Source organism: Variovorax sp. GW821-FHT10D07, assembly GCF_059415325.1.
Map to the genome: position 1 here is coordinate 479508 of NZ_JBWKMZ010000002.1, position 24747 is coordinate 504254.

Annotated in this window: 27 protein-coding genes and 1 tRNA gene; 11 read left to right on the plus strand and 17 right to left on the minus strand. The window is 67.3% G+C overall.

Translation table 11 applies throughout. From position 1 onward, the window contains the following. Window positions 1-918: a tetratricopeptide repeat protein gene (locus tag AC07PU_RS07510; protein ID WP_495316508.1), complete on the minus strand. Its 918-nt coding sequence runs from the start codon at window positions 916-918 to the stop codon at window positions 1-3. A gap of 172 nt (window positions 919-1090) precedes the next feature. Between AC07PU_RS07510 and AC07PU_RS07515 the strand changes: the two genes are divergently transcribed. The 4 genes from AC07PU_RS07515 to AC07PU_RS07530 all read left to right on the plus strand — a co-directional run bounded on the left by AC07PU_RS07515 (window position 1091) and on the right by AC07PU_RS07530 (window position 3523). Beyond that, window positions 1091-1792 (plus strand): fumarylacetoacetate hydrolase family protein, encoded by a 702-nt coding sequence (locus AC07PU_RS07515; RefSeq protein ID WP_208509969.1) that lies wholly within the window; start codon window positions 1091-1093, stop codon window positions 1790-1792. Window positions 1793-1813: 21 nt separating this feature from the next. Beyond that, window positions 1814-2365: an NUDIX hydrolase gene (locus AC07PU_RS07520; RefSeq protein WP_093342880.1), complete on the plus strand. Its 552-nt coding sequence runs from the start codon at window positions 1814-1816 to the stop codon at window positions 2363-2365. Between the two features lie 4 nt (window positions 2366-2369). Beyond that, entirely contained in the window at window positions 2370-2861 is a 492-nt protein-coding gene (locus AC07PU_RS07525; protein ID WP_495316511.1) for a CreA family protein, read from the plus strand. A gap of 152 nt (window positions 2862-3013) precedes the next feature. Next, window positions 3014-3523, plus strand: a complete 510-nt coding sequence (locus AC07PU_RS07530; RefSeq protein WP_495316513.1) for a murein hydrolase activator EnvC family protein — start codon at window positions 3014-3016, stop codon at window positions 3521-3523. A 7-nt stretch (window positions 3524-3530) separates the two neighbouring features. Here the strand turns inward: AC07PU_RS07530 and AC07PU_RS07535 are convergent, their stop codons facing one another. Further along, the gene (locus AC07PU_RS07535) at window positions 3531-5150 is read right to left on the minus strand and encodes a phospholipase D family protein (RefSeq protein WP_495316515.1); all 1620 of its coding nucleotides are present in this window, start codon (window positions 5148-5150) and stop codon (window positions 3531-3533) included. Between the two features lie 235 nt (window positions 5151-5385). On the opposite strand from AC07PU_RS07535, the gene AC07PU_RS07540 reads away from it, so the two are divergent. Continuing rightward, window positions 5386-6123, plus strand: a complete 738-nt coding sequence (locus AC07PU_RS07540; protein ID WP_495316517.1) for a DUF418 domain-containing protein — start codon at window positions 5386-5388, stop codon at window positions 6121-6123. A gap of 716 nt (window positions 6124-6839) precedes the next feature. Here the strand turns inward: AC07PU_RS07540 and AC07PU_RS07545 are convergent. Continuing rightward, entirely contained in the window at window positions 6840-7070 is a 231-nt protein-coding gene (locus AC07PU_RS07545; RefSeq protein WP_093342886.1) for a hypothetical protein, read from the minus strand. Between the two features lie 218 nt (window positions 7071-7288). Between AC07PU_RS07545 and AC07PU_RS07550 the strand changes: the two genes are divergently transcribed. Then, window positions 7289-7711: a hypothetical protein gene (locus AC07PU_RS07550; protein WP_495316520.1), complete on the plus strand. Its 423-nt coding sequence runs from the start codon at window positions 7289-7291 to the stop codon at window positions 7709-7711. 72 nt (window positions 7712-7783) lie between these two features. Then, the gene (locus tag AC07PU_RS07555) at window positions 7784-8185 is read left to right on the plus strand and encodes a hypothetical protein (protein WP_495316522.1); all 402 of its coding nucleotides are present in this window, start codon (window positions 7784-7786) and stop codon (window positions 8183-8185) included. 94 nt (window positions 8186-8279) lie between these two features. Here AC07PU_RS07555 and AC07PU_RS07560 read toward each other — a convergent pair. The 10 genes from AC07PU_RS07560 to AC07PU_RS07605 form a co-directional block, all read right to left on the minus strand. After that, window positions 8280-8356: transfer RNA gene (locus AC07PU_RS07560), tRNA-Pro, on the minus strand. Between the two features lie 26 nt (window positions 8357-8382). Beyond that, on the minus strand, window positions 8383-8844 hold the full coding sequence (locus AC07PU_RS07565) for a MerR family transcriptional regulator (RefSeq protein WP_431512303.1): 462 nt from the start codon (window positions 8842-8844) through the stop codon (window positions 8383-8385). A gap of 73 nt (window positions 8845-8917) precedes the next feature. Continuing rightward, window positions 8918-9289: an integration host factor subunit alpha gene (locus AC07PU_RS07570; RefSeq protein WP_093342889.1), complete on the minus strand. Its 372-nt coding sequence runs from the start codon at window positions 9287-9289 to the stop codon at window positions 8918-8920. 5 nt (window positions 9290-9294) lie between these two features. After that, window positions 9295-11736, minus strand: a complete 2442-nt coding sequence (pheT, locus tag AC07PU_RS07575) for a phenylalanine--tRNA ligase subunit beta (RefSeq protein WP_495316525.1) — start codon at window positions 11734-11736, stop codon at window positions 9295-9297. A 63-nt stretch (window positions 11737-11799) separates the two neighbouring features. Then, window positions 11800-12876, minus strand: a complete 1077-nt coding sequence (gene pheS, locus AC07PU_RS07580; RefSeq protein WP_495316527.1) for a phenylalanine--tRNA ligase subunit alpha — start codon at window positions 12874-12876, stop codon at window positions 11800-11802. A gap of 115 nt (window positions 12877-12991) precedes the next feature. Continuing rightward, window positions 12992-13351: a 50S ribosomal protein L20 gene (gene rplT, locus AC07PU_RS07585; RefSeq protein ID WP_012747009.1), complete on the minus strand. Its 360-nt coding sequence runs from the start codon at window positions 13349-13351 to the stop codon at window positions 12992-12994. 26 nt (window positions 13352-13377) lie between these two features. Next, the gene (gene rpmI / locus AC07PU_RS07590; protein WP_057596107.1) at window positions 13378-13581 is read right to left on the minus strand and encodes a 50S ribosomal protein L35; all 204 of its coding nucleotides are present in this window, start codon (window positions 13579-13581) and stop codon (window positions 13378-13380) included. Between the two features lie 197 nt (window positions 13582-13778). Then, window positions 13779-14399, minus strand: a complete 621-nt coding sequence (infC, locus tag AC07PU_RS07595) for a translation initiation factor IF-3 (RefSeq protein ID WP_093342892.1) — start codon at window positions 14397-14399, stop codon at window positions 13779-13781. Window positions 14400-14499: 100 nt separating this feature from the next. Beyond that, window positions 14500-16407 (minus strand): threonine--tRNA ligase, encoded by a 1908-nt coding sequence (gene thrS / locus AC07PU_RS07600; RefSeq protein ID WP_208509700.1) that lies wholly within the window; start codon window positions 16405-16407, stop codon window positions 14500-14502. Between the two features lie 245 nt (window positions 16408-16652). Continuing rightward, window positions 16653-16964: a putative quinol monooxygenase gene (locus tag AC07PU_RS07605; protein ID WP_495316531.1), complete on the minus strand. Its 312-nt coding sequence runs from the start codon at window positions 16962-16964 to the stop codon at window positions 16653-16655. Between the two features lie 121 nt (window positions 16965-17085). Here AC07PU_RS07605 and AC07PU_RS07610 point away from each other — a divergent pair, with 121 nt between their 5' ends. After that, window positions 17086-18051 carry a GlxA family transcriptional regulator gene (locus tag AC07PU_RS07610; RefSeq protein ID WP_495316533.1) on the plus strand — a complete coding sequence of 322 codons (966 nt, stop codon included), beginning with the start codon at window positions 17086-17088 and terminating at the stop codon, window positions 18049-18051. A gap of 77 nt (window positions 18052-18128) precedes the next feature. Here the strand turns inward: AC07PU_RS07610 and aceA are convergent, their stop codons facing one another. Both aceA and AC07PU_RS07620 read right to left on the minus strand, forming a co-directional pair. Beyond that, the gene (aceA, locus tag AC07PU_RS07615) at window positions 18129-19460 is read right to left on the minus strand and encodes an isocitrate lyase (RefSeq protein ID WP_093342897.1); all 1332 of its coding nucleotides are present in this window, start codon (window positions 19458-19460) and stop codon (window positions 18129-18131) included. A gap of 263 nt (window positions 19461-19723) precedes the next feature. Next, window positions 19724-20137 (minus strand): gamma-glutamylcyclotransferase family protein, encoded by a 414-nt coding sequence (locus tag AC07PU_RS07620; RefSeq protein WP_495316536.1) that lies wholly within the window; start codon window positions 20135-20137, stop codon window positions 19724-19726. Between the two features lie 86 nt (window positions 20138-20223). Here AC07PU_RS07620 and AC07PU_RS07625 point away from each other — a divergent pair, with 86 nt between their 5' ends. Together AC07PU_RS07625 and AC07PU_RS07630 are read left to right on the plus strand one after the other, a co-directional pair. After that, window positions 20224-21138, plus strand: coding sequence for a DMT family transporter (locus AC07PU_RS07625; RefSeq protein ID WP_208509703.1), 915 nt, complete (start codon window positions 20224-20226; stop codon window positions 21136-21138). Between the two features lie 131 nt (window positions 21139-21269). Continuing rightward, a complete protein-coding gene (locus tag AC07PU_RS07630; protein WP_093342900.1) occupies window positions 21270-21737 on the plus strand; it encodes an SWIB/MDM2 domain-containing protein in 468 nt (155 codons plus the stop codon). Window positions 21738-21820: 83 nt separating this feature from the next. Here AC07PU_RS07630 and AC07PU_RS07635 read toward each other — a convergent pair whose 3' ends face one another. Next, window positions 21821-22573 (minus strand): AraC family transcriptional regulator, encoded by a 753-nt coding sequence (locus AC07PU_RS07635; protein ID WP_495316539.1) that lies wholly within the window; start codon window positions 22571-22573, stop codon window positions 21821-21823. Between the two features lie 130 nt (window positions 22574-22703). On the opposite strand from AC07PU_RS07635, the gene AC07PU_RS07640 reads away from it, so the two are divergent. Next, window positions 22704-22997, plus strand: a complete 294-nt coding sequence (locus tag AC07PU_RS07640; RefSeq protein WP_209540877.1) for a hypothetical protein — start codon at window positions 22704-22706, stop codon at window positions 22995-22997. On the opposite strand, the gene AC07PU_RS07645 is transcribed toward AC07PU_RS07640, so the two are convergent. Beyond that, window positions 22963-24687 carry a thiamine pyrophosphate-binding protein gene (locus AC07PU_RS07645; RefSeq protein WP_495316542.1) on the minus strand — a complete coding sequence of 575 codons (1725 nt, stop codon included), beginning with the start codon at window positions 24685-24687 and terminating at the stop codon, window positions 22963-22965. The two genes, AC07PU_RS07640 and AC07PU_RS07645, sit on opposite strands and share 35 nt — an antisense overlap. Window positions 24688-24747 lie beyond the last annotated feature (60 nt).

Sequence of the window (24747 nt, forward strand, 5' to 3'; positions counted from 1 at the left end):
TCATGAGCGGGGCGCTGCGGCAAGCACGCAGCGCAGGTCGCGCGGGGCGGCCGCGGGATGTTCCCGCTGCCAGTCGTCGAGCAGGGCGCGGGCCGCGGCCTCCCCGCGCGTGGCCAGGCCCAGGCGCCAGGGCCCGCGCGGGCCCACGGTCTGGTCGGCCGGATGTTCGTGGCCCTCGCCGTCGCCATAGGGCCGGCCTTCGGAACAGGCCGCGCACAGCATGCGGATGCCGAGGCTCCAGTTCTCGGCGCCGTCGCCCATCGCGTGGAAGCGCGCGATCAGGGTGTCGATCTCGTCCTGCGACGCCTCCTCGATCCAGAGCTCGAAGGTGGCGTAGTCGGAAGGCGCGATCAGCGCGAGCGCATCGAACACCGCCACCTCGCGCCCCTGGTGCAGCCGGTAGCCGTTGGGCGCGCCGTCGTGCAGCACGAGGTCGCCGTAGCGGTGGCCCGAGCCCGGCAGCGGCACGTTGCGCAGGATGGCGCGCGCGGGATCGATGCGGTCGGCCCACAGCACCTCGCTGGCCTCGTCGCCATGCACGCGGATCGGCGTCAGGCCGGCGAAGTGGTCGACCGGGCCCTCGCCCTCGGCCAGCGGGATGCCGTAGAGGCGCCAGGCGCGGCGCGCCGTGGCCCAGTCGCCGAGCGCGGTGGCGGCGATGCCGAGGTTCCAGACCGCGCCCTCGTTGCCCGGATCGCACTGCACGGCGCGCGCATTGGCCTCGAGCGAGGCGGCCCAGTCGCCGCGGTACTTGTGGATCAGGCCGGCGTTGTACCAGGGCACGGCCCAGTCGGGACGGTGGCTGCTGGCCTCGGCATAGGCCTGCAGCGCGCCATCCTCGTCGCCGTCGTCCTGGCGCGTGTTGCCGAGGTCGTTGCAGGCCTGGGCCTTGCCGGCTTTTCCGAATCGAAGGGGCATGGGGAGGAGCGAAGCGGTCGGGGGCGGAAAACGGGCCGTATTCTGCGCCCTGAACGCGGCACCACGGACCGCATACCCCGATGGCCGGCCCCGGTGCCCGGCGGCCGGCCGGCGCCTCTGGCACACTGCCGGCTTCCCCCTCTCCCGCTTCGCCTCCAAAGGATACTTTTCCATGGCCTCCGAGTTCGTCTTCGCCCCGCCTGCGACCGTTTCCGTTCCCGTCGTCGGACAGACCGCCCGCTTCCCGGTGCACCGCATCTACTGCGTGGGCCGCAACTACGAAGATCACGCCAAGGAAATGGGCTTCACCGGCCGCGAACCGCCGTTCTTCTTCATGAAGCCCGCCGACGCCGCCGTGGTGGTCGAGGCCGGCCAGACCGGCACCGTGGACTACCCCACCCTGACCAAGAACCTGCACCACGAGATCGAACTGGTGGTGGCGATCGGCACCGGCGGCAAGAACATCGCGGCCGCCGATGCGCACAAGCACATCTTCGGCTACGCCGTGGGCCTGGACATGACCCGCCGCGACCTGCAGAACGAGATGAAGAAACAGGGCCGCCCCTGGGACATCGGCAAGGGCTTCGAGCAGAGCGCGCCGATCGGCCCGATCGTGCCGGTGGCGCAGGCCGGCGACGCGGAGAAGGCCGAGATTTCGCTGCAGGTGAACGGCAGCGATCGCCAGCGCAGCAACGTGAGCAAGCTGATCTGGAACGTGGCCGAGACCATCGAGCACCTGTCGGCCGCCTGGGAGCTGCAGCCCGGCGACCTGATCTACAGCGGCACGCCCGAAGGCGTGGCGGCGGTGGTCGCGGGCGACACGCTGGTGGGCGAGGTCGCCGGCCTGCCCGTGCTGACCGTCAAGATCGTCTGAGGCCGCGAGCACGCCCGCCCCATGCTGCTGCGCATCCCCATCAAGCATTGCAAGAACTGCGGCACGGCGGTGGTCTACCGCGTGCCCGACGACGGCGACACCAAGGAACGCGCCGTCTGCCCGGCCTGCAACACGATCCACTACGAGAACCCGCTCAACGTGGTGGGGACCATCCCCGTGCTCGGCGACAAGGTGCTGCTGTGCAAGCGCAACATCGAGCCGCGCTGGGGCAAGTGGACGCTGCCGGCGGGCTTCATGGAGCTCGAGGAGACCACGGCCCAGGGCGCGGCACGCGAGACCGACGAGGAAGCCGGTGCGAATTTCGAGATCGAGGGCCTGTTCGCGGTGATGAGCGTGCCGCGCGTGGGGCAGGTGCACCTGTTCTATCGTGCGCGCCTGCTCGACGACCGCTTCGATCCGGGCCACGAGACCATCGAGGCGAAGCTCTTCGCCGAAGAGGAGATTCCCTGGGACGAGATCGCCTTCCGCACGGTGCGCGAGGCGCTGCAGCACTACTTCGAGGATCGGCGCCGCGGCAGTTTCGACCGCGTCCACACGATCGACATCGTCTGAACCGATGAAGCACGCCATCTTCCTTCGACGCGGCGCGGCGCTCGCGTTCGCCGCCGCCCTGCTGGCCGCCACCGCGGCCCATGCCGAGACCGTGGGCGAGGTCGACACCGCCTTCAAGCTGATCGGCCCCGACCACAAGATCGTGATCGAGGCCTACGACGACCCCAAGGTCAACGGCGTGACCTGCTATGTCTCGCGCGCCAAGACCGGCGGCATCGCGGGCGCCTTCGGCGTGGCCGAGGACAAGGCCGAGGCCTCGATCGCCTGCCGCCAGGTCGGCCCGGTGAACGTGACGCAGCCGCTGCCCAAGCGCGAGGAGGTCTACAGCGAACGGCTGTCGGTGCTGTTCAAGCGACTGCGCGTGGTACGCATGGTCGACGCGCGGCGCAACACGCTGGTCTACCTCACCTACTCCGACCTGCTGATCGACGGCTCGCCGAAGAACAGCGTCACCGCGGTGCCGATCGACCGCGGCACGCCGATCCCGCTGAAGTGATCGCCTGAAGCCGCGCGCCCCCCCGCGCATGGGAAGTCCCTGCCGGCCCGATGGGAACGTGCCGGCGACTTTGCTAGCATCGACCGGCCGGGACCACCCGGCCCCGAGATCCGAAGGAACCCTTCAGAACGCCCCCGTTCCAACCGAGCGCCATGCACCTTCAGACTTCCGTTTTCCGAATCGGCGCCGCGGCGCTGCTCGCCGCCGGCATCGCCGCCTGCACGACCACGCCGCTGCCGCCCATGCAGCAGCCCGGTCGCACCGCGACGGCCCCGCCACAACGCCAGGCCATGTTCATCCGGCCCGCCGCCGGCACCACCATCGGCCGCTTCGACGGCGTGCGCAACAAGGGCGTGGACATCGCCGGCAACCTCGGCGACCCGATCGTGGCCTCGGCCGACGGCCGCGTGGTGTACGTGGGCAACGAGCTGGCCGCCTACGGCAACATGGTCATCGTCAAGCACAACGAGACCTTCCTCACCGCCTATGCCCACGCGAGCACCATCCTCGTGAAGGAAGGCGCGGTGGTGCGCCAGGGCGAGAAGATCGCCGAGATGGGATCGGGCGGCGACGCCAACCGCGTGAAGCTGCGCTTCGAGATCCGCAAGAACGGCGTGGCCGTCGATCCCGAGCCCTACCTGAGCGGCCGGCTGCAGCAGTAAGAGAGCCTCACAGCAGGCTCTCGGGCACCAGCGGCGCGAGCAGCTCGAGCCGCCAGCGCGCCCAGAAATTCGTCTCGGGTTCGGTGTGCAGGATGGTGTCGGCACCATCGCCAGCGGCCGGGCTCACCCATTCGATGCCGCCGCGCGGCCCGAGCTGCAGCTGGTAGGCGCCGTCGAGCCGGATGAAGCCGATCAGGCTGTTGAGTTGCTGCGCGATCTGCGGGCTGAAGATGAAGAGCCCGATCTCGGTGTTGTGCAGCACCGAGCGCGGATCGAAGTTCATCGAGCCGATGAAGACCGTGCGCCCGTCGATCACCGCCGACTTGCCGTGCAGCCGGCCGCTCGAGGTCTCGTACATGCCGAAGCGCCGGCTCTGCTCGACCCGCTTGGGACTGAGTTCGTAGAGCGCCACGCCCAGGCGCAGCATCTCGGCGCGGTAGCGGCGGTAGCCGATGTGCACCAGCGACTCGTCGGTGGCCGCCAGCGAGTTGGTGACCATGATGTAGCCCACGCCGTTGCCGCGCACATGCCGGATGGTTTCCATGCCGCCGCGGCCCGGGATCAGGTAGGGCGTGGTCTGCATGATCTCGGTGCGCGCGCCGCGCAGGTGGCGCTGCAGGTTGAACTGCACGCTGTCGGGCGAGACGTCGGCCGGCGCGCCGCGGCTCTCCTCGGGCGCCAGCGCCTTGGCGGGCGCGTCCGCGTAAGCCTCGGCGCGCGCCCACGCCAGTTGCAACTGGCCTGCGTCGAGGTCGGCGGCCAGCGGATGGTGGCCCAGCAGGTCGGTGGCCGAGGGCTGTTCGGGCTCGGGCGTGCCCGGCCCGCTCGTGAGTTCGTCGAAGCGCGAGCGCAGTGCCTGCGGCGATGCGCCGTCGGCCGACACCAGCGACTCGATCGGATAGACGTAGGGACTGTTCCAGTAGATGTCGAACAGCGAGGACAGCTTGTGGACCACGGGCCCGGCCACCAGCGTGTCGATGTCGATGAAGTTCGAGCCGCCGTCGCGCAGGAAGTACTCGTTGGCGATGTTGCGCCCGCCCATCACCGCCATCGTGTCGTCGACCACGAACAGCTTGTTGTGCATGCGGCGGTGCACGCGGTTGAAGTCGAGCAGCGACGCGGTCCAGCGCGTGCCGAAGTGCTCGCGGCCCGCGGGGAACGGATTGAACATCCGCACTTCGACGTTCGGATACGCGGCCAGGCCCCGGAACAGCGGATCGGCGCCGGCCGTGTAGAGATCGTCGACCAGCAGGCGCACGCGCACGCCGCGCTGGGCCGCGTCGCGCAGGTGGCGCAGCAGGTAGCGGCCGGTCTCGTCGTTCTGCACCAGGTAGTACTGCACGTCGATCGAGCGCTCGGCACGGTGGATCAGCTCGATGCGCGCATGCAGCGAGAACTGCGCCATCGGCAGCAGGCGGAAACCGCTGAGCGGCTCGTCCTCGCTGCGCGGCGCGGTCGCCGCCACGAGGCGGCCGAGCGTGGTGTCGGCGCCGTTCGGGATCGTCACCGACGACCGGCGCGCGACCTCGGTGGGCAGGCCCGCGCAACCGCCCAGCAGCAGCGCGAAACCGAGCGTGAGCCAGAGGACGAGCGTCGGCCCTGCGCGGCCGATGCGGTCTGCGGGCAAGGTGGCGGACGAAGCGGATGTGTGTGGCAAGGGGATGGCCGCACCGGAAGGCGATGCGGGCGGCGGTTTCTACCACGAGGCGACGACCCACGCAGCCTGCGTAATGTTGAGGCAATGCGCCTGCCTAGCATCGGTGGCCGACGCGCATCGCCCACGGCCCTGGCGTCTCGCACCTGGCGGCCTGCCGCGCCATGCCGGGTTCCCTCCATCGCTTCGCAGACCCTGCCGCACATCGATGACCCTCGGACTCGCCACGCCGCCTCTTTCTCTTTCTTCGACCTGGCCGATGGCCCGCACTGCCGCCGTCGCGGAAGCCACCAGGCCGCGCCGGCTCGAACTCGTCGACGCCTTGCGCGGCTTCGCGTTGTTCGGCGTGCCGGTCGTGGGCCTGCGCGGCTTCTCGCCGCTCGACTTCACGGGTGCCGCCATCTCGTGGCCGCTCCTTGTGCTGGGGGCACTGCTGGCCGGCCTTGTCTTGGGTCATGCGGACGCGGTGCGGCAGTCGGTGGCCCATCGGCGGTTCTGGCGCCGGCTGCTGCTGGCGAGCCTCGCAACGGGCATGCTGCTCGCGCTGCACGTTCCAGCGGGCCGATTCACGACCGGCCTGCCGCACGCGGTGGCGGCACTGGCCCAGGGGCTTTTCTGCATCGCGGCCTTCGTGCTGCTGTTCCAGCGTGCCGCCTGGCGGCGCCGGCTGCGCAAGCTGACACCGCTGGGGCGCATGGCATGGAGCAACGGTCTCGTGCAAATGCTGGTGGGCCTGAGCCTGTTCTACGGCGTCGGCCCGGGCCTGTGCCCGAAGTTCGGCGTGGCGGGCCTGGCCGTGGCCTGCATGGCGATCCTGGCGCTGCAAGCGGCCGCGAGTTGCTGGTGGCTGCGGCGCTACCGGCTCGGCCCCCTGGAATGGGCCTGGCGCAGCCTGGTGCAGGGGCGCATGGCACCGATGCGCTCGAAGCGGGAAGGACAGGTCTGATGCCGGCGGGCGCCTCTAAGAGAGATTTAACAATGCACTGCAACAATTCTCGGCGGATGGCCGGAGAGCCTCCCAGGGACCACGCAACACCGCGCCCGCGCCGGGAATTTCATGGCCAACCCGTTTTCGCCCTGCCCCTGCAGCATCGAGCATCTGGACAGCAGCCCGCAGCAGGCCTGGATGCGCTTCTTTCCGTGGCTGAAACCCTACCGCTGCAAGAACTGCGGCAAGTCGCAGCTGCTGCCCCCACGGGACGTGGAACGGGCCCTCGCCAGCCTGAGCAGCAGGAAGCCTCCGCGCCGGGGCCCACCCAAGCGGGCCAGGGTTCTGTAGCACGCCCGTCACGGGTGGGGGCTCTGCTCTTCCGGTCCCTGCTGGCTTGCGGTACAAACGTATATGTGTAACCCCCTGTAAACCGTGGGGTGCGAACTTACGTTAGGACCGCATGCGAGCATCCGACCCTTTCTTTATCGCTTTCGTTTTCATAGCCGGCATCGGTGCAGGCGCTGCCCTCATGGCCATGCTGGCCATCCTGCGGGCGGAGAAGCCGCGACGACAGCCGAAGCCTCGGGTCGAACGCGAGCATGTCGTCATCGGCCAGACCGGCTTCGGCAGCCTCTGAGAGGCCCGGCGGCGGCTCGGTGAGCGTCAAGCGCGGCGCTGTGAGCGTGCGCGCCGCCTGAGAGTGCGAGGGCCCAGCGTCGAGGCCCCGCGGTTCAGAGGCGAAAGCCCGTCTTTCCTTCGTCGATCATGCGATGGGCAAAGGCAACGCAGTTCGAGAGAAGCTCTTCTTCGGACCTGAAGGTGCCGATGCCGTGGCGGATGCGCCGAGTGGCCTGGCCTTCCTTCTCGAAAGTCACCCACGCGGGCCATTCGCCATTTTCTCGGTCCTGGATGTGGCGGCGTGCAACGAAGCCGCCCTTCTTGAGGATTTCGATGTGCTGCATCGGATGTCCATTTTTTTCTTGAGTGCGGGATTATTCTCGCGACAAGGTCTCAGGAACATGTCAGGCGCCGGCGGAGTTGTGACGGTCGGTAAAGGGTTGGCGGCGATATCGCGCGGCCGCGCGGATCCAGGCGGCAAGGGTCGGCTCATCGCGTTCAGACACCTGTTCGTCGCGAAATCACTGTATATTCAAACAGTATTTCCACGCCGATTCTTCCCATGACCCAAGTTGAGCTGTTCCATCAACCGGCCATCGTCGATGGCGCCCTTCCAGAGCCCTTCGAAGAAGCACCGCCAGCGCGGCAGAAAGCCGGGCCCGCGCTGTCTTCCACGGAACTCGACACCGAGCCTCCCGCCGCTTACGAGGTGCTCCTGGCCGACTATGCCCACGCCAGCGACGAAGCCATCGGCCTGGCGCAGCGGCGTTTCCAGCGCGAGCTCGAGCGGCAACTGGGCGGCGACGTGCTGCCGGCGCTGCGCGCCTTCCAGAACGCGAGCGAATCGAGCGAGAACGAACTCTCGAAGGCCGACATCGCGCTCGCGCGCCGCTGGGCCAAGGCCTACGACACCGCCAGGACGGCGGGCTTCCGGGATCTGGGCGATACGGACGAGGCCTTCTTCGAGGTCCGGGCGACGGCGTAGCCCTCGAGCGCCGGGTTCGGTCGGCCCGGCACAATGGACTCCTCCCATCCAGGTCCCGAGGAACATCCGCATATGGCCGACGACGTCTCCATGGTCTTCTTCGCATCGAGCGCCGCCTGCCCCGATCTGAACGAGGCCTCGCGCCTGTTGACCGAGCAAGGCCTGGATGTGGCCGCCGATGGCGAGGCGCTCGTCGTTCGATGGGAGGACGACGGGCCCGCCCTTCGGATCAGGCTGTCCGCCGCGCCGCACGTGAACGCGGAAGCCATCGAGATCGCCGAAGGTACGGCGCATGCCGCCGGCATGAGCAAGTGCAATGCACGCTTCGAGATCGACATCGACGACCTCGACGAAACGCTGGACGAGATCAACACGCTGATCGAGGTCCAGGCGACGCTGCAGGATGCGACGGACGGCTACTTGTTCAATTCGTGGAACGGCGAACTGAGCGCGCCGGACTCATCGCGCGCCTGATCGGGCTTGGCAAACGCACGCCTCTCGAAAGCACCAAAGAAAAACGGGTCAGAGCTTGTGGCTCTGACCCGTTGTTCCATCTGACGATGATTGTTGGTCGGTGTGAAAGGATTCGAACCTTCGACCCCTTGCACCCCATGCAAGTGCGCTACCAGGCTGCGCCACACACCGAAGCTCTCGATTATAGCCTTCTCTTTTCAGCGTCCGACAGTCAGCAACTCACGAATTTCAAAAAGCTCGCGGCGAAGCTGCAACAACTGCGACAGGTCGACACTGCGAGCCGCGTTCGGTGCGGCTTCTTCGTCGTGCAGCGCGGCCTCGAACTCCTCGTGATCGATCTCGACGGCCTCCATGCCTTCGAGCGGAACCTCGCCGGCCTTGCGGCGGTCGCGTTCGTGCTGCACCAGTTCCTGCAGCTTGTTGCGTGCACCGCTGATCGTGAAGCCCTGGTCGTACAGCAGGTCGCGGATGCGGCGGATCATCAGCACCTCGTGGTGCTGGTAGTAGCGCCGGTTGCCGCGCCGCTTCATCGGGCGCAACTGCGTGAACTCCTGCTCCCAGTAGCGCAGCACATGCGGTTTCACCCCGCAGAGTTCGCCGACCTCACCGATGGTGAAGTAGCGTTTGACGGGAATGGGCGGGAGTGCCTTGTCGGCCATGTTCTCCATTGAAATCAAGTCTGCGCGCGGCAAACCTCAGAGGTTACTCCACGGAAGCGCGCCCGAACAAGTCCTATTCGGAACCCAGGCTCCACTCGACCTCGGGTGCGGCGTTCGGATCGATGTTTCCGTGAATCTGTTCCTTGAGCTTCGCGCTCGCATGGAAGGTCGCGACGCGACGCTCGCCGATCGGAATGGCTTCGCCGGTGCGCGGATTGCGGCCCGGACGCGGCGCCTTCACACGGATCTGGAAGTTGCCGAAGCCCGAGATCTTCACGTCGGTGCCTTCGATCAGGCTGTTGGCAACCAGGTCGAAGAAAGCCTCGACCATGTCCTTGGACTCGCGCTTGTTCAGGCCGATCTGCTCGAACAGCAAGTCGGCCAGATGCGCCTTGGTGAGCGCGGGCGTCTCGAGTGCTTCGAGCGTGAATTCGACGGCATTCATTCGGGTCATCCTCTCAGGCGTCCGCCCACCTTCGCAGCCAGTTGATCGACGATGGCGCGCACGGCCGGCTCGACCTGCTCGTCGGTCAGGGTGGCGCTGTCGCCCTGGAAGCTCAGGCGCACCGCCATGCTCTTCTCGCCGGGTGCAAGGCCACCGGCCGCGGCCACCGTGTCGTCGCGCGCGGGCTGCGGACGGTAGATGTCGAACAGCACGGCGTCGCGCAGCAGGCCTTGCGCGGCGCCGGTCGAACGGATGGCGTCGATCAGCGCATCGTGCGTGACGGCTTCCGCCACCACCACCGCGATGTCGCGCTCGACCGCCTGGTGCTTGGGCACGGCTTGCGCCACCGGCACGGGCCGCGCGGTGACGGCGTCGAGGTCGAGTTCGAATAGCACGGCGGGCTGCGCGAAGTCCCACTTCTGGCGCCAGCGCGGATGCAGCTCGCCGACGAAGCCGATGGCCTTGCCGTCGATCGTCACGCGCGCCGAGCGGCCCGGATGCAGCGCCGGGTGTTCGGCGGATTCGAAGCGCGGCACCAGCGGCGCGAGCAACGCCTCGACGTCGCCCTTCACGTCGTAGAAGTCGACGCGCTGCGCCTTGCCGTCCCAGCGCGCTTCGTCGGCATCGCCCCAGGCGAGGCCGGCCACGCGCATCGGCTGGTGCACGCCGCGCACGGTGCTGTCGGTGGTGGCCACGCTGTCGTCGCGCAGGAACACGCGGCCCACCTCGAACACGCGCACGCGCGGCGCCTTGCGGTCGAGGTTGAACTTGAGCACCTGCAGCAGCGAGCCGAGCAGCGACGAACGCATCACGCTCATCTGGCTCGCGATCGGGTTCAAGAGCTTGACCGGGTTGTCGTTGCCCGCGAGCTCCTTCTCCCAGTCGGCTTCGACGAAGCTGAAGTTGATGGTTTCCTGGTAGCCCAGCGCGGCGAGGCCGCGGCGCACCGCGAAGCGGCTGCGCTGCGCCTCGGGACGCACGCGCGCGGTGATCGGCGCGAGCGGCGCGGTGGTCGGCAGGTTGTTGAAGCCAATCAGGCGCGCGACCTCTTCGATCAGGTCTTCCTCGATCAGCAGATCGAAGCGGTGCGGCGGCGGCACGATGGTCAGCGTGCCATCGCCCTCGGTCAGCGCGAAGCCCAGCCGGCGCAGCGCGTCCACGCACTGGGCCTGGGTCAGCGGCATGCCGATCACGCGCGCGGCGCGCGCCACGCGCAGGGTCACGGGCAGGGCCTCGGGCACGCGCAGGATCTGGTCGTCCATGGCGCCGGCCTGGCCGCCGCAGATCTCGACGATCAGTTGCGTGATGCGCTCGATGATCTCGACGGTGCGGCTCGGGTCGACGCCGCGCTCGTAGCGATGGCCGGCGTCGGTCGAGAAGTTGAAGCGGCGCGAGCGGCCCTGCACCGCTTCGGGCCACCAGAACGCGGCCTCGACGTAGATGTTGCGCGTGTCGTCCGAGACCGCGGTGGCGTCGCCGCCCATGATGCCCGCGAGCGACTCGACCTCGCGTGCGTCGGCGATCACGCCCACCTTGTCGTCGACCGAGATGGTGTTGCCATTGAGCAGCTTGAGCTGTTCGCCGGCCTTGCCCCAGCGCACGGTGAGGCCGCCGTGGATCTTGTCGAGGTCGAAGATGTGGCTGGGCTGGCCGTACTCGAACATCACGTAGTTCGAGATGTCGACCAGCGGCGTGACGCTGCGCTGGCCGCAGCGCGCGAGGCGCTCGACCATCCAGGCCGGGGTGGCGACCTGGGTGTCGACGCCGCGCACGATGCGGCCCGAGAAACGGCCGCAGAGCTCGGGCGCCTCGACCTTCACGGGCAGCTTGTCGGCGAAGGCCACCTCGACCGGCGCCACGGCGCGCGGCTTGAGCGGCGCGCCCGTCAGCGCGGCGAGCTCGCGCGCCACGCCATACACGCTGAGACCGTGCGCGAGGTTGGGCGTGAGCTTGAGCGTGAGCAGCGTGTCGTCGAGCTTGAGCACTTCGCGCACGTCGACACCGATGGGCGCGTCGGCCGCGAGTTCGAGCAGGCCGCCGTGGTCTTCGCTCAGCTGCAGCTCGCGTGCCGAGCACAGCATGCCCTGGCTCTCGACGCCGCGCAGCTTGCCGAGCTTGATGACGAAGGGCTTGCCGTCCTCGCCGGGCGGCAGTTCGGCGCCCACCAGCGCGCACGGCACCTTGATGCCGACGCGCGCATTGGGCGCGCCGCACACGATGTTGAGCAAGGCGCCCTGCCCCGCGTCGACCTGGCAGACGCGCAGGCGATCGGCGTTCGGGTGCTGGACGGCTTCCTTGATCTCGCCCACCACGATGCGCGTGAAGGGCGGCGCCGCCGGCCGGCGCTCCTCGACCTCGAAGCCGCCCATGGTGAGGGTCTCGGCCAGTTCGGCGCTGTCGATGGGCGGGTTGCAGAACTCGCGCAGCCAGGATTCCGGGAATTGCATCTCTTCGATCTCGATCTGTTTTTCTGGTGTGGAAGGTCTCGTTTCGTCTCGCGCGTCAGCCGATCACTGGAATTGCGAGAGGAAGCGCAGGTCGCCGTCGAAGAACAGGCGAAGGTCGTTCACGCCGTAGCGCAGCATCGTGAGGCGGTCGGGGCCCATGCCGAAGGCGAAGCCGATGTAGCGCTCGGGGTCGAGGCCCATGTTGCGCACCACGTTCGGATGCACCTGGCCCGAACCCGACACCTCGAGCCAGCGGCCGGCCAGCGGGCCGCTCTGGAACTGGATGTCGATCTCGGCGCTGGGCTCGGTGAACGGGAAGAAGCTGGGCCGGAAGCGCAGCACGAGGTCGTCGCGCTCGAAGAAGGTGCGGCAGAAGTCGGTGAAGACGACCTTGAGGTCCTTGAAGCTCACGTTCTCGCCGAGCCACAGGCCTTCGCACTGGTGGAACATCGGCGAATGGGTGGCGTCGCTGTCGACGCGGTAGGTGCGGCCCGGCGCGATCACGCGGATCTCGGGCGCCTTGAACGTGCCGGTGGTGTCGGCGGCCGCGGCCGCGAACTCGGCCGCGTACTTCTTGATGTGCTGGTGGGCGTAGCGCACCTGCATCGGGCTGGTGTGCGGACGCAGGTTGTAGGGGATGCCGTCCTCGCCGTTCAGGTCAACGTAGAAGGTGTCCTGCATCGAACGCGCCGGATGGTTCGGCGGGTTGTTGAGCGAGGTGAAGCTGTGCCAGTCGCTCTCGATCTCGGGGCCGTCGGCCACGTCGAAGCCCATGCTCGAGAAGATCTCCTCGATGCGCTCGAGGGTGCGGCTCACCGGGTGCAGGCCGCCCGGGATGCGGCGGCGGCCGGGCAGGCTCACGTCGAGCGCCTCGGCGCGCAGCTGCTGCGAGAGCTCCTCGTCGGCCAGTTGCTGGCGGCGTTCGTTGAGGGCGGACTCGATCGCCTGCTTGGCCACGTTGATGGCGGCACCGCGCGACTTCTTCTCGTCGACGCTCAGTGCGGCCATGCCCTTCATCAGCTCGGTGATGCGGCCCGACTTGCCCAGGAACTGGGCCTTGGCGTTCTCGAGCTCTGCGGGGGTCTTCGCCTGCGCGAAGGCGGCACGTGCGGTGTCGACCAGGGAGTCCAACTCGTTCATAGCAACAACAGATTTCTTCGGGGAAAAATAAAAAAGGGCTGGTGCTCTTTCAAGCGCCAGCCCTTGTGCCGTGGGCGCAGGAAACTGTCCGGGGACGGTCTCCCGCTGTGCAGAATCAAGCAGCCAGCTTGGCCTTGACCTGCTCCACGATGCCCGCAAAAGCGGCCTTGTCGTGCACGGCGATGTCCGCAAGCATCTTGCGGTCGATCTCGATCCCGGCCTTGCGGATGCCGTTGGCGAACTGGCTGTAGGTCAGGCCCAGTTCACGCGAGGCGGCGTTGATACGCGCGATCCACAGTTGACGGAACACGCGCTTCTTGGTGCGGCGGTCACGGTAGGCGTATTGGCCTGCCTTCATCACCGCCTGTTTGGCGATGCGGAAGACATTGCCGCGGCGACCGCGGAAACCCTTGGCGAGTGCGAGAACTTTCTTGTGGCGGGCGCGAGCCGTTACACCACGTTTGACGCGAGGCATGTGATTACTCCTTGTTCGTCAGTTGATCAAATGCCCATGCCGGGCAGCATCGCGGCCATCGAAACCATGTTGGTTTCGTGCACCGACACCGCACCACGCAGGTGACGCTTGTTCTTGGTGGTCTTCTTGGTCAGGATGTGACGCTTGAAGGCTTGACCGCGCTTGACGGTGCCACCGGGACGAACGCGGAAACGTTTCTTCGCGCTGCTCTTGGTCTTCATTTTGGGCATGTGAATGCTCCTTTAATTTGTGCTCGTGAGGCGCCTTGGATGAACTCCATGGACTTGTTGGCCCCGAGACACTTCTTCATCCCGCCACCGCCTGCGCTTGCCTTTCAGCACGCGCCGGCGATCGGCGAAATCCCTTCAAATTCTCGCTTCCGTCGGCACCCGGGGCTTTCGCCGCCGGGCCCGGCCGGATCCTTCGCTCAGGCGCCGACGGTGGTCGGTGCCGCGGCGGCTTCCGTCGCCGACTTTGCCGGAGCGCTGCCGGGCTTCTTGCGGCCCGGCGCGATCATCATGATCATCTGCCGGCCTTCGAGCTTCGGAAACTGCTCGACGAGGATCGTGTCGCCGAGCTCGTCGCGGATGCGCTGCAGCAGGGCCAGACCGAGTTCCTGGTGCGTGATCTCGCGCCCCCGGAAGCGCAGCGTGATCTTGCACTTGTCGCCATCCTCAAGAAAGCGCCGGATGTTGCGCATCTTGATGTTGTAGTCGCCATCGTCGGTACCGGGCCGGAACTTGATTTCCTTGACCTCGATGACCTTCTGCTTGGACTTCGCCTCGGCCGCCTTCTTCTGCTCGTGGTACTTGAACTTGCCGTACTCGATCAGGCGGCACACCGGTGGATTGGCCGCCGCAACGACCTCCACCAGATCCACGTCCTGCTCACCGGCGAGACGCAAGGCCTCCGCAAGACTCACAACACCCAATTGCTCGTTATCCGGGCCGATCAGGCGGACTTCCGGGGCCATGATTTCCCGGTTCAGGCGATGTTGGCGTTCCTCGCGGTGGCGGCGGTCGCGAAATGCAGTAGCGATGGTTGGTATCCTCTAAGTTTTGCTACAAAAAAAGTAGCGAAAGCCGCTCAGTCCTCGCGGGCAAGCGGTATATTTGGCACAGAAACATGTGGGGTGTTTCGACGACAAATCAACGCTTGTCAGCAATGTCCTGGACGACCCGTTGCACGAACGATTCGAGGGACATTGCACCGAGGTCTTGATTGCCCCGGGCGCGCACTGCGACGGCGCCAGCTTCCTTTTCCTTGTCGCCCACGACAACGATGTAAGGGAGCTTTTGCAACGAATGCTTGCGTATTTTATACGTAATCTTCTCGTTGTGCAGATCAAGCTGGACCCTAAGCCCTTGATTTTGCAGCGTTTTCGCAACTTGCGCAGCGTAGTCGGCCTGTCCTTCGCTGATATTGAGCACCGCCACCTGCACCGGCGCGAGCCAGGCGGGCATCGCGCCGGCATGGTGTTCGATCAGCATGCCGATGAATCGCTCGAGGCTGCCGACGATCGCGCGGTGCAGCATCACCGGGTGCGCGCGGCCGCTCGACTCCGTCACGTACTCGCCGCCCAGGCGCTCGGCCGTGTTGAAGTCGACCTGCATCGTGCCGCACTGCCACTGGCGGCCGATCGCATCGCGCAGCGTGTACTCGATCTTCGGTCCGTAGAAGGCGCCATCGCCCGGGGCGATCACGAACTCCACGCCCGAGCGGCGCAGCGATTCCATCACCGCGTGCTCGGCCTTGTCCCAGAGCTCGTCGGAGCCCACGCGGTTCTCGGGCCGCGTCGCGACCTTGTAGAGGATGTCCGTGAAGCCGAAGTCCGCGTACACCTTCTGCAGCTGTGCCGTGTAGGCGATGCATTCGTCGAGGATCTGGTCCTCCGTGCAGAAGATGTGGCCGTCGTCCTGCGTGAAGCCGCGCACGCGCATGATGCCGTGCAGCGCGCCGCTGGGCTCGTTGCGATGGCACTGGCCGAACTCGCCGTAGCGCAGCGGCAGGTCGCGGTAGCTGCGCAGGTCGCTCTTGAAGATCAGCACGTGGCCAGGGCAGTTCATCGGCTTGAGCGCGTACTCGCGCTTCTCCGACTCCGTCGTGAACATGTTGTCGCGGTAGTTCTGCCAGTGGCCCGTCTTCTCCCACAGGCTCTTGTCGAGGATCTGCGGGCCCTTCACTTCCCAGTAGCCCGTGTCGCGGTAAATGCCGCGCATGTACTGCTCGACCTGCTGCCAGATCGCCCAGCCCTTGGGATGCCAGAACACCACGCCCGGCGCCACTTCGTCGATGTGGAACAGGTCGAGTTCCTTGCCGAGGCGGCGGTGGTCGCGCTTCTCGGCTTCCTCGATGCGCTGGATGTACTGGTCGAGCTGCTTCTTGTCGGCCCAGGCCGTGCCGTAGATGCGCTGCAGCTGCTCGTTCTTGGCATCGCCGCGCCAGTAGGCGCCGGCCAGCTTCGTGAGCTTGAAGACCTTGAGGAAGCGCGTGTTCGGCACGTGCGGGCCGCGGCACATGTCGACGTATTCCTGGTGGTAGTACAGGCCCATGGCCTGCTCGTCGGGCATGTCCTCGACCAGGCGCAGCTTGTAGTCCTCGCCGCGCGACTTGAAGACCTCGATCACCTCGGCGCGCGGCGTCATCTTCTTGACCACGTCGTAGTCCTGCGCGATCAGCTCGCGCATGCGCGCCTCGATCGCGGCCATGTCCTCGGGCGTGAAGGGGCGCTCGAACGCGATGTCGTAGTAGAAGCCCTCCTCGATCACCGGGCCGATCACCATCTTGGCCGTCGGATAGAGCTGCTTGACCGCGTGGCCGACCAGGTGGGCCGTCGAGTGGCGGATGATCTCCAGGCCCTCGTCGTCCTTGGGCGTGATGATCTGGAGCTTGGCATCGTGGTCGATGACGTCGCTGGCGTCGACCAGACGGCCGTCGACCTTGCCGGCCACCGTCATCTTGGCGAGGCCGGGGCCGATGGACTTGGCAACGTCGGCCACCGAGACCGGGCCGGGGTACTCGCGCTGCGAGTTGTCGGGGAGCGTGATGTGGATCATGAAAAACCTCGGGCGAAAAACAAAAAAGCGCGGTGGATGACCGCGCTTTGCTGTGGCAGGGAAGCTGGCTCGAACCAGCGCGCGCGGTTTAGCGGGCGCTTCCTTCGAAGAAGAAAACACCGCAGGTGGCTTGCGGAGTAGTTCGCGGTGTCATAACCAAAGTGCCTTTCTCGCCCTTGTTGACAGTGGAGCCTCGGATTCTAGCCGCTCGGCGCGCGGGCCGTGCCGAGCGCCCCTTTAGTCCATTACGCCGCGGCCGCCGCGTTCTTGAGCCCCAGCACGTCGATCGGCTCGATCGCCGGCGGCTTCGCGAACAGCTCGGGCGCCTTCGCCATCAGCGCCTGCGCGATCGGGCCGACGAGGTGCGCCTGGCGGTCCGCCTCGGTCTCGAACGCATCGAACACGCCGAAGGTGGTCGGCGACAGTCGCAGCGCAAACCAGATCGGCGTGGTGGCTTCGTCGCGCGCCATCGCGAGGCCGGCCTCGAGGAACTGCTGGACCTCGGCCTCCTTGCCGGGCTTGGCTTCGAGGCGGGCGAACAGGGCGAACTTGATCATGGACATCTCCGGTCGTTGCTAGGTGGAAGCGGCGCGCGGATCGCAACCGCTGTGGCGACTCTAGAGTCGCCGCTCGCTCTCACCTATTGGCATTTTTGACATCTTCGATATTGTTATTGCCATGCGACTCGACATCCTCGCGCTCGACGGCGTGTTCGACACCGGCCTGGCCACGGTGGCCGACGTCTTCACCACCGCCAACGAACTGGCGGGCCTGCTCGCGCTCGGCGTGCCGCCCTTCGAGGTCCGCCTCGCCGGCCTGCGCAAGCGCGTGCGCACCGCGCAAGGCCTGAGCGTGCCGGTCGTGCCGTTCGCCGCCGCCAAGGCACCCGACTGGATCGCGATCCCGGCCATCGGCGAGAAGATGCCCGAGGGCCTGGCGCGGGCGCTCGAACGCAAGGACATCGCCGATGCCGGCGCCGCGCTGCGCGAACGTGCCGACGAGGGCGCGAAGATCGCCGCCGCCTGCATCGGCACCTTCGTGCTGGCCGAATCGGGCCTGCTCGATCGTCAGCAGGCCACCACCACCTGGTGGCTCGCCTCGATGTTCCGCCAGCGCTATCCCGAGGTGCGGCTCGACGACACGCGCATGCTCGTGCCCTCGGGCCCGTCGCTGGTCACCGCCGGCGCGGCGCTCGGCCATGTCGACATGGCGCTGTGGCTGGTGCGCCAGGTCAGTCCCGAGCTGGCCGCCACGGTGGCGCGCTACCTGATCGTCGATTCGCGGCCCGCGCAATCCGCCTACGTGATCCACGACCACCTGAGCCATGCCGATCCGATGGTCGAGCGCTTCGAGCGCTGGGCGCGTACGCGGCTGGCCGACGGCTTCTCGCTCGACGACGCGGCGCGCGCCGTCGGCACCAGCAAGCGCACGCTGGCGCGCCGGCTGCAGCAGGTGCTCGGCAAGAGCCCGCTCGGCTACGTGCAGGACCTGCGCGTCGAGCGCGCGGTGCACTTGCTCAAGACCAGCGACCGGAGCCTCGAGCAGATCGCCGCGCTGGTCGGCTACGCCGACGGCGTGACCTTGCGCACCCTGCTGCGCCAGAAGCTGGGCCGCGGCGTGCGCGAAGTGCGCATGCGCGACTGAGGCGGGCCGGGCACGGACGAAAAAAAGCCCGGCGCGCGGCCGGGCTTCAAGGTGACAGCGAATGTCGAGTCAGTTGCTCAGTGGAACTGCTCTTCTTCCGTCGAGCCGGTCAATGCCTTCACGCTCGACTGGCCGCCCTGGATCACGGTGGTCACGTCGTCGAAGTAACCCGCGCCGACTTCCTGCTGGTGCGACACGAAGGTGTAGCCCTGTTCGCGCGCCGCGAATTCCGGCTCCTGCACCATGTTCACGTAGTGCTTCATGCCCTCGCCGCGTGCATAGGCGTGCGCGAACTTGAAGGTGTTGTACCAGTTGACGTGGATGCCGGCCAGCGTGATGAACTGGTACTTGTAGCCCAGGTCCGAGAGGTCTTCCTGGAAGGTGGCGATCTGCTTGTCGTCCAGGTTCTTCTTCCAGTTGAACGACGGCGAGCAGTTGTACGACAGCAGCTTGCCCGGGCAGGCGGCATGCACGGCCTGCGCGAACTCGCGGGCGAAGCCGATGTCGGGCACGCCGGTTTCGCACCACACCAGGTCGGCATAGGGCGCGTAGGCGACGCCGCGGCTGATGGCCTGCTCGAGGCCGTTCTTCACGCGGTAGAAGCCTTCCGAGGTGCGCTCGCCGGTCAGGAAGGGCTTGTCGTTGGCGTCGTGGTCGGAGGTGATCAGGTTCGCGGCCTCGGCGTCGGTGCGGGCCAGCACGATGGTGGGCACGCCCAGCACGTCGGCGGCGAAGCGCGCAGCGATCAGCTTCTCGCAGGCTTCGCGCGTCGGCACCAGCACCTTGCCGCCCATGTGGCCGCACTTCTTGACGGCGGCGAGCTGGTCTTCGAAGTGCACGCCGGCAGCGCCCGCGGCGATCATGTTCTTCATCAGCTCGAAGGCGTTGAGCACGCCGCCGAAACCGGCTTCCGCGTCGGCCACGATCGGCAGGAAGTAGTCGATGAATTCCTTGTCGCCCGGGTTCACGCCACGGCCCCACTGGATTTCATCGGCGCGACGGAAGGTGTTGTTGATGCGGCGGACCATGGTGGGCACCGAGTCGTACGCGTAGAGCGACTGGTCGGGGTACATGGTTTCCGAGCTGTTGCCGTCGGCGGCCACTTGCCAGCCCGACAGGTACACGGCTTCGAGGCCGGCCTTGGCCTGCTGCATGGCCTGGCCGGCGGAGATCGCGCCGAAGGCGTTCACGTAGCCCTTCTTCGAACCACCGTTGATCTTGTCCCAGAGCTTCTCGGCGCCGCGCTTGGCGAGCGTGTAGTCGATCGGGAACGAACCGCGCAGGCGCACCACGTCGGCCGCGCTGTAGCCGCGCTTCACGCCCTTCCAGCGGGGGTCCGTGGCCCATTCTTTCTCGAGGGCGGCAATCTGCTGTTCGCGGCTGAGTTGTTCGGTGAGGGTCTGGGGCATGGTCACTCCGTGAGTTGATTGAAGGGTTGGTTTCGAGCGTTTCGGCGCTGCGGCCATGGGCTTACTGTAATCGCGTCGCCCACTCTTATGTCTTATAGAAGACATATTTTTGCATCAACAAAATCAATAACTTACGGAGATATTTCTCAATGAGAAAACAACTTTCTCATATCGAGAAAAAATACTGCGGTGCAGCAGCGTGGATTTTCACGATGCGCAATCACTCTTTCGTCTGTGAAAAACGCGGGCCTAAACGCGCGCCGTCAACGCCGCGAATGCGCGATCCAGTCGCCACCCGCGATCACCGCGCGACCCTCGATGCGCGACGGATGGATCTCGTAGACCAGGCAATCGAACGCGCGGCCGTCGCTGGCCTGCACGCGCAGCCAGCGCTTGATGTATTCGCCCGAATCGTCGTCGGCGACTTCCTCGAGCCGGTCGAGCGCGGCCTCCACCTGCGCATCGATCGCATAAATCTCGCCCGCCACGTGGCCCTCGCCGCCGAGCACCATGCCCGGATAGGCACCGAGGTCGTAGAGCGTGCCCGCGACCTCGGCATCGGCCACGCGGCGCGGCAGCGGCGCGAAGCGCGCGATGTCGTTGTGCCCACCCGCGCGCAAGGTGCCGTAGACGAAGACGTAGCGCACGCCCGGCGCGTGCGTCGGTTGCGGCATCATCGATGCCTCCTTTGGCATCATCGATGCCTCCTTTCCCAAATCACCCCAGTCTATTGAACCCCGCCGCACCCGCCCCAGGCCGGCTCATGGCCTACGGCTGCCTCGCGCTGAGCATGTCGCTCGTCGGCTGCTACGTCGCTCTCTCCAAGCCGCTGGTCGCGGCCTTCCCGGTGCTGCTGCTGGCCTGGCTGCGCTTCGGCATCGCGGCGCTCGCCATGCCGCACTGGCTGCGCCGCGCGCCCGACGAACCGCCGATGACGGCGCGCACGCGCTGGCTGGTGTTCCTCGAGTCCTTCCTCGGCAACTTCTTGTTCTCGATCTGCATGCTGTTCGGCGTGAGCCTCACGAGCGCGGTCTCGGCGGGCGTGATCATGGCGTCGATCCCGGCGGCGGTCGCGGTGGCGAGCTGGCTGTTCCTGCGCGAACGCATCACGCTGCGCATCGGCCTCGCGATCCTCTGCGCGGCGATCGGCATCGGGCTGCTCGCACTCGCACCGGCGCATGCGAGCGCGCACCCGGGCACGGGAGCGTCCTCGTCGATGCCGTGGCTTGGCAACCTGCTGGTGTTCTGCGCGGTGCTCTGCGAAGCCGCCTACGCGGTGATCGGCAAGTCGCTCACCGGACGGCTCGGCCCCAAGCGGATCTCCTCGCTGATCAACCTCTGGGGCTTCGTGCTCAGCACGCCGCTGGGCATCTGGTTCGCGCTGCAGTTCGACTTCGCCGCGGTGCGCCCCGGCCTCTGGCTGCTGCTGGTCGCCTATGCCCTCGCAGCGAGCATCTGGACGGTGTGGCTCTGGATGACCGGCCTGCGCCACATTCCCGCCGCGCAGGCCGGTGTTTTCGCCGTGATGCTGCCCGTGAGCGCGGCCCTCGTGGGCGTGCTCGTGCTCGGCGAAAGCCTCTCCCTGGTGCAGCTGTTCGCGTTCGCGCTCGCTCTCGCTGGCGTCTTCCTGGCGACCTGGCCCACGCGCCGCAGGCAAAACGGGCGCTCTCCCCTCTGAAAAAACAACAGCCTCCAATGAAAAAACCGCTTTTTCCCTTGGAAACGCGTTTTTTCTCATTTAGCATCCGCGATGCCAGTGGAGACCCTGTTTTTCATTGGTGACTGTTCAACCAAAAAAGGAAATCAACCATGGCAACTGCAAAGAAGGCTCCGGCCAAGAAAGCTCCGGCAAAGAAGGCCGCTGCTCCCGCGAAGAAGGCTGCTGCTCCCGCGAAGAAGGCCGCTGCACCGGCGAAGAAGGCTGCTGCTCCTGCCAAGAAGGCTGCTGCACCGGCGAAGAAGGCTGCTGCTCCTGCCAAGAAGGCTGCACCCGCGAAGAAGGCTGCTGCGAAGGCTCCCGCCAAGAAGCGCACCCCGAACGCCGCCTTCATGAAGGCCCTGACCCCCAGCCCCGCACTGGCTGCCGTGGTCGGCTCGACGCCGCTGCCGCGCACCGCCGTCGTGAGCAAGCTGTGGGACTACATCAAGAAGAACAACCTGCAAGACAAGGCCAACAAGCGCAACATCAACGCCGACGCCAAGCTGAAGGAAATCTTCGGCAAGGCCCAAGTGTCGATGTTCGAACTGGCCGCGCTGATCGGCAAGCACGTCAAGTAAGCGCACCACTCGAACGACCTCCGGGTCGATCAGGAAAGCCGGCGACAGCCGGCTTTTTTTCGTCCGTGCCTTTTGCGATCGCCTCAGCGCGCTGCGTCGGCACCCTGTGCAAAGAAGCGCGAGGGCGTGCAGCCGAAATGGCGACGGAAGGTCTCGATGAATGCGCTCACCGAGCTGTAGCCCACCGTCAGCGCCACCGCCGTCACGGGCTCGCCCATGCCCAGCAATTGCACCGCCTTGAGCAGCCGCGCCTGCTGGCGCCACTGCGCGAAGCTCAGGCCGGTCTCGACGGCGAAGCGGCGCGTGAGCGTGCGGCGTGCCATGCCGATGCGATCGGCCCATTGCTCGAGCGTGTCGTCGCGCGCGGGATCGTCGGCCAGCGCGGTGGCCAGCGCGAGCAGGCGCCGCTCCTGCGGCAGCGCGAGGTGCAGCGAGGTCCGCGCGCCCGCAGCCAGTTCGTCGACCAGCACGGCCACCAGCCGCAGGCGGCGCGCTGTCTCCCCCTCTTCGCCAAGCGACACCAGCCGCCCCACCAGCTCGCGGATCAGCGGCGTCGACGCGAACACATGCGGCTGCGCTGGCAAGGCCGTCGTCAGCGCCGGATCGAGATAAAGGCTCCACCCGGCCGTCGCGCCATGGCTTTGCGCCGCGTGCGCGCAGCGCGGCGCGATCCAGCCGATCCATCCGGGCGGCAGCACCCAACGCCCCGCGCTGGTCTCGATCAGCTGCAGGCCGGCGCGCAGCGCGAACAGCTGGCCTTCCTCGTGCGCATGCGCGCCCGTGGTGCGCGGTGCCTCGTAGGCGTTGAGATCGAGCCGCGCCATGAGCTCAGCCATCGCGTCGCTCCATCTGCGAAATGGCCCGATGGCGATACCGATTGGCACCGCGCCGCAAGCCCGCAACGCGGCGCCTGCCTAGCATCGAAGCCATCGATCCACCCTTCCCTCTCTTCTTCAAGGAACCGCCATGAAAGCCCAGGATGTCCTGCCCGATGACCAGAACTTCGCCGTCCTCAACGGCCAGCCCGTGCGCAAGGGCTCGGTCGGTGCCTTCCTCGCCAACGTGCGCGTGCTGGAGGACGCCCAGGCCGGCGAGGCGCAGCGCCAGGCCGCGCACGAGGACCTCGTCGCGCTGATCCCCGCGCTCGAGGCGCTCGGCCTGTTCGAGGTGTTCGAGCTGCGCTCCGCAGCCCTGCGCGCGGAGGTCGCGAGGCATCGCGCCGCGCTCAGCCCCGCGCCTGCTGCTGCGCCGCGCGCCTGATCGACGACAGCGTGCCGCGCGTGGTGATGACCTCGGGGTCGAGCGGAATCTCGATCAGCGTGCCGGTGTCGGCCGCCAGCGCGCGCAGCAGCGCGGCCTCGAACTGCGCGGTCTCGGTCACGCGCTCGGCGGCATAGCCGTAGGCGCGCGCCAGCCCGCAGAAGTCGGGATTGCGCAGCGCGGTGCCGCTGGTGCGCTCGGGGTACTCGCGCTCCTGGTGCATGCGGATGGTGCCGAACATGCCGTTGTTCAGCAGCACGACGATGCTCTTGCCGCCATGCTGCGCGGCCGTGGCCAGCTCCTGCCCCGTCATCAGGAAATCGCCGTCGCCCGCGATCGTGAAGGCCACCCGGCCGGTCGCGAGGCTGGTGGCGATGCCGGCCGGCACGCCATAGCCCATCGCGCCACTGGTGGGCGCCAGCTGCGTCTTGTGGCCCTTGGCGAGGCCGTGGTAGCGGAAGTAGCGGTGCACCCAGCTCGCGAAGTTGCCGGCACCGTTGGTGATCGTGGCATCGGCCGGCAGGTGCTTCTGCAGCGTCGCCACCACCGCCGCCATGTCGACCGCGCCGCGCGGCGTTTCCTCGGGCATGCCGGCCAGCGCCTGCGGCTCGAGCCAGGCCTGGTAGTCGGCATTCGCCTGCAGCGCCCAGTCCTCCCAGGGCAGCGTGGGCGGCGCGCTCAGCACCTCGAGGCTGCGCGCCGCGGCACTCATGCCGGCATTGATCGCGAGGTCGGCCTGGTAGACGCGGTTGAGCTCCTCGGCGCTGGCATGGATGTGCACCAGCGTCTGCTTCGCCTTCGGCGCCTCGAGCAGCGTGTAGCCGCCGGTGGTCATCTCGCCCAGGCGCGGGCCGATGGCGAGGATCAGGTCGGCGTCCTTCACGCGCTGCGCCAGCTTCGGATTGATCGCGATGCCGGCATCGCCCGCATAGAGCGGATGGTGGTTGTCGAAGGTGTCCTGGAACCGGAAGGCATTGGCCACCGGCAGCCGCCAGTTCTCGGCGAAGCGCTGCAGCGCCTGCGCGGCCTGCGCGGTCCAGCCGCCGCCGCCGGCGATCACCAGCGGCTGGCGCGACTTCAGCAGCAGTTCGCGCAGGGTGCGCAGCGCGCCCGGGTCGCTCCAGGGCTCGACCGCCTCCACCCGCGGCAGCGGCCGCGCGGCGGTCTCGCTGCGCAGCATGTCCTCGGGCAGCACCAGCACCACCGGGCCGGGGCGGCCGTTCATCGCGGTCGAGAAGGCGCGCGCGACGTACTCGGGGATGCGGTTCGCATCGTCGATGCGCTCCACGCGCTTGGCGAAGCCCTTGGTGCTCGGTCCGAAGAAGCTGCCGTAGTCGACCTCCTGGAAGGCCTCGCGGTCGCGGAAGTCGCTGCCCACGTCGCCGACGAACAGCACCATCGGCGTGGAATCCTGGAAGGCGTTGTGCACGCCGATCGAGGCATTGGTGGCGCCCGGGCCGCGCGTCACGAAGCAGATGCCGGGGCGGCCCGTGAGCTTGCCGTGCGCCTCGGCCATGAAGGCCGCGCCGCCCTCCTGCCGGTTGACGATGAAGCGCGCGCGCTCGCCGTAGGCATGGAAGCCGTCGAGCACCGCGAGGAAGCTCTCGCCGGGCACGCCGAACGCGATCTCCATGCCCTGTTCGAGCAGGCACTCGACGATCAGGTGGCCTGCGGGTTGTGATGTACTCATGAGCAGTAGAACTCCAACACTTTGTCCGCGGCGATTATGTGCGCCCGCCCCGCCTCCCTT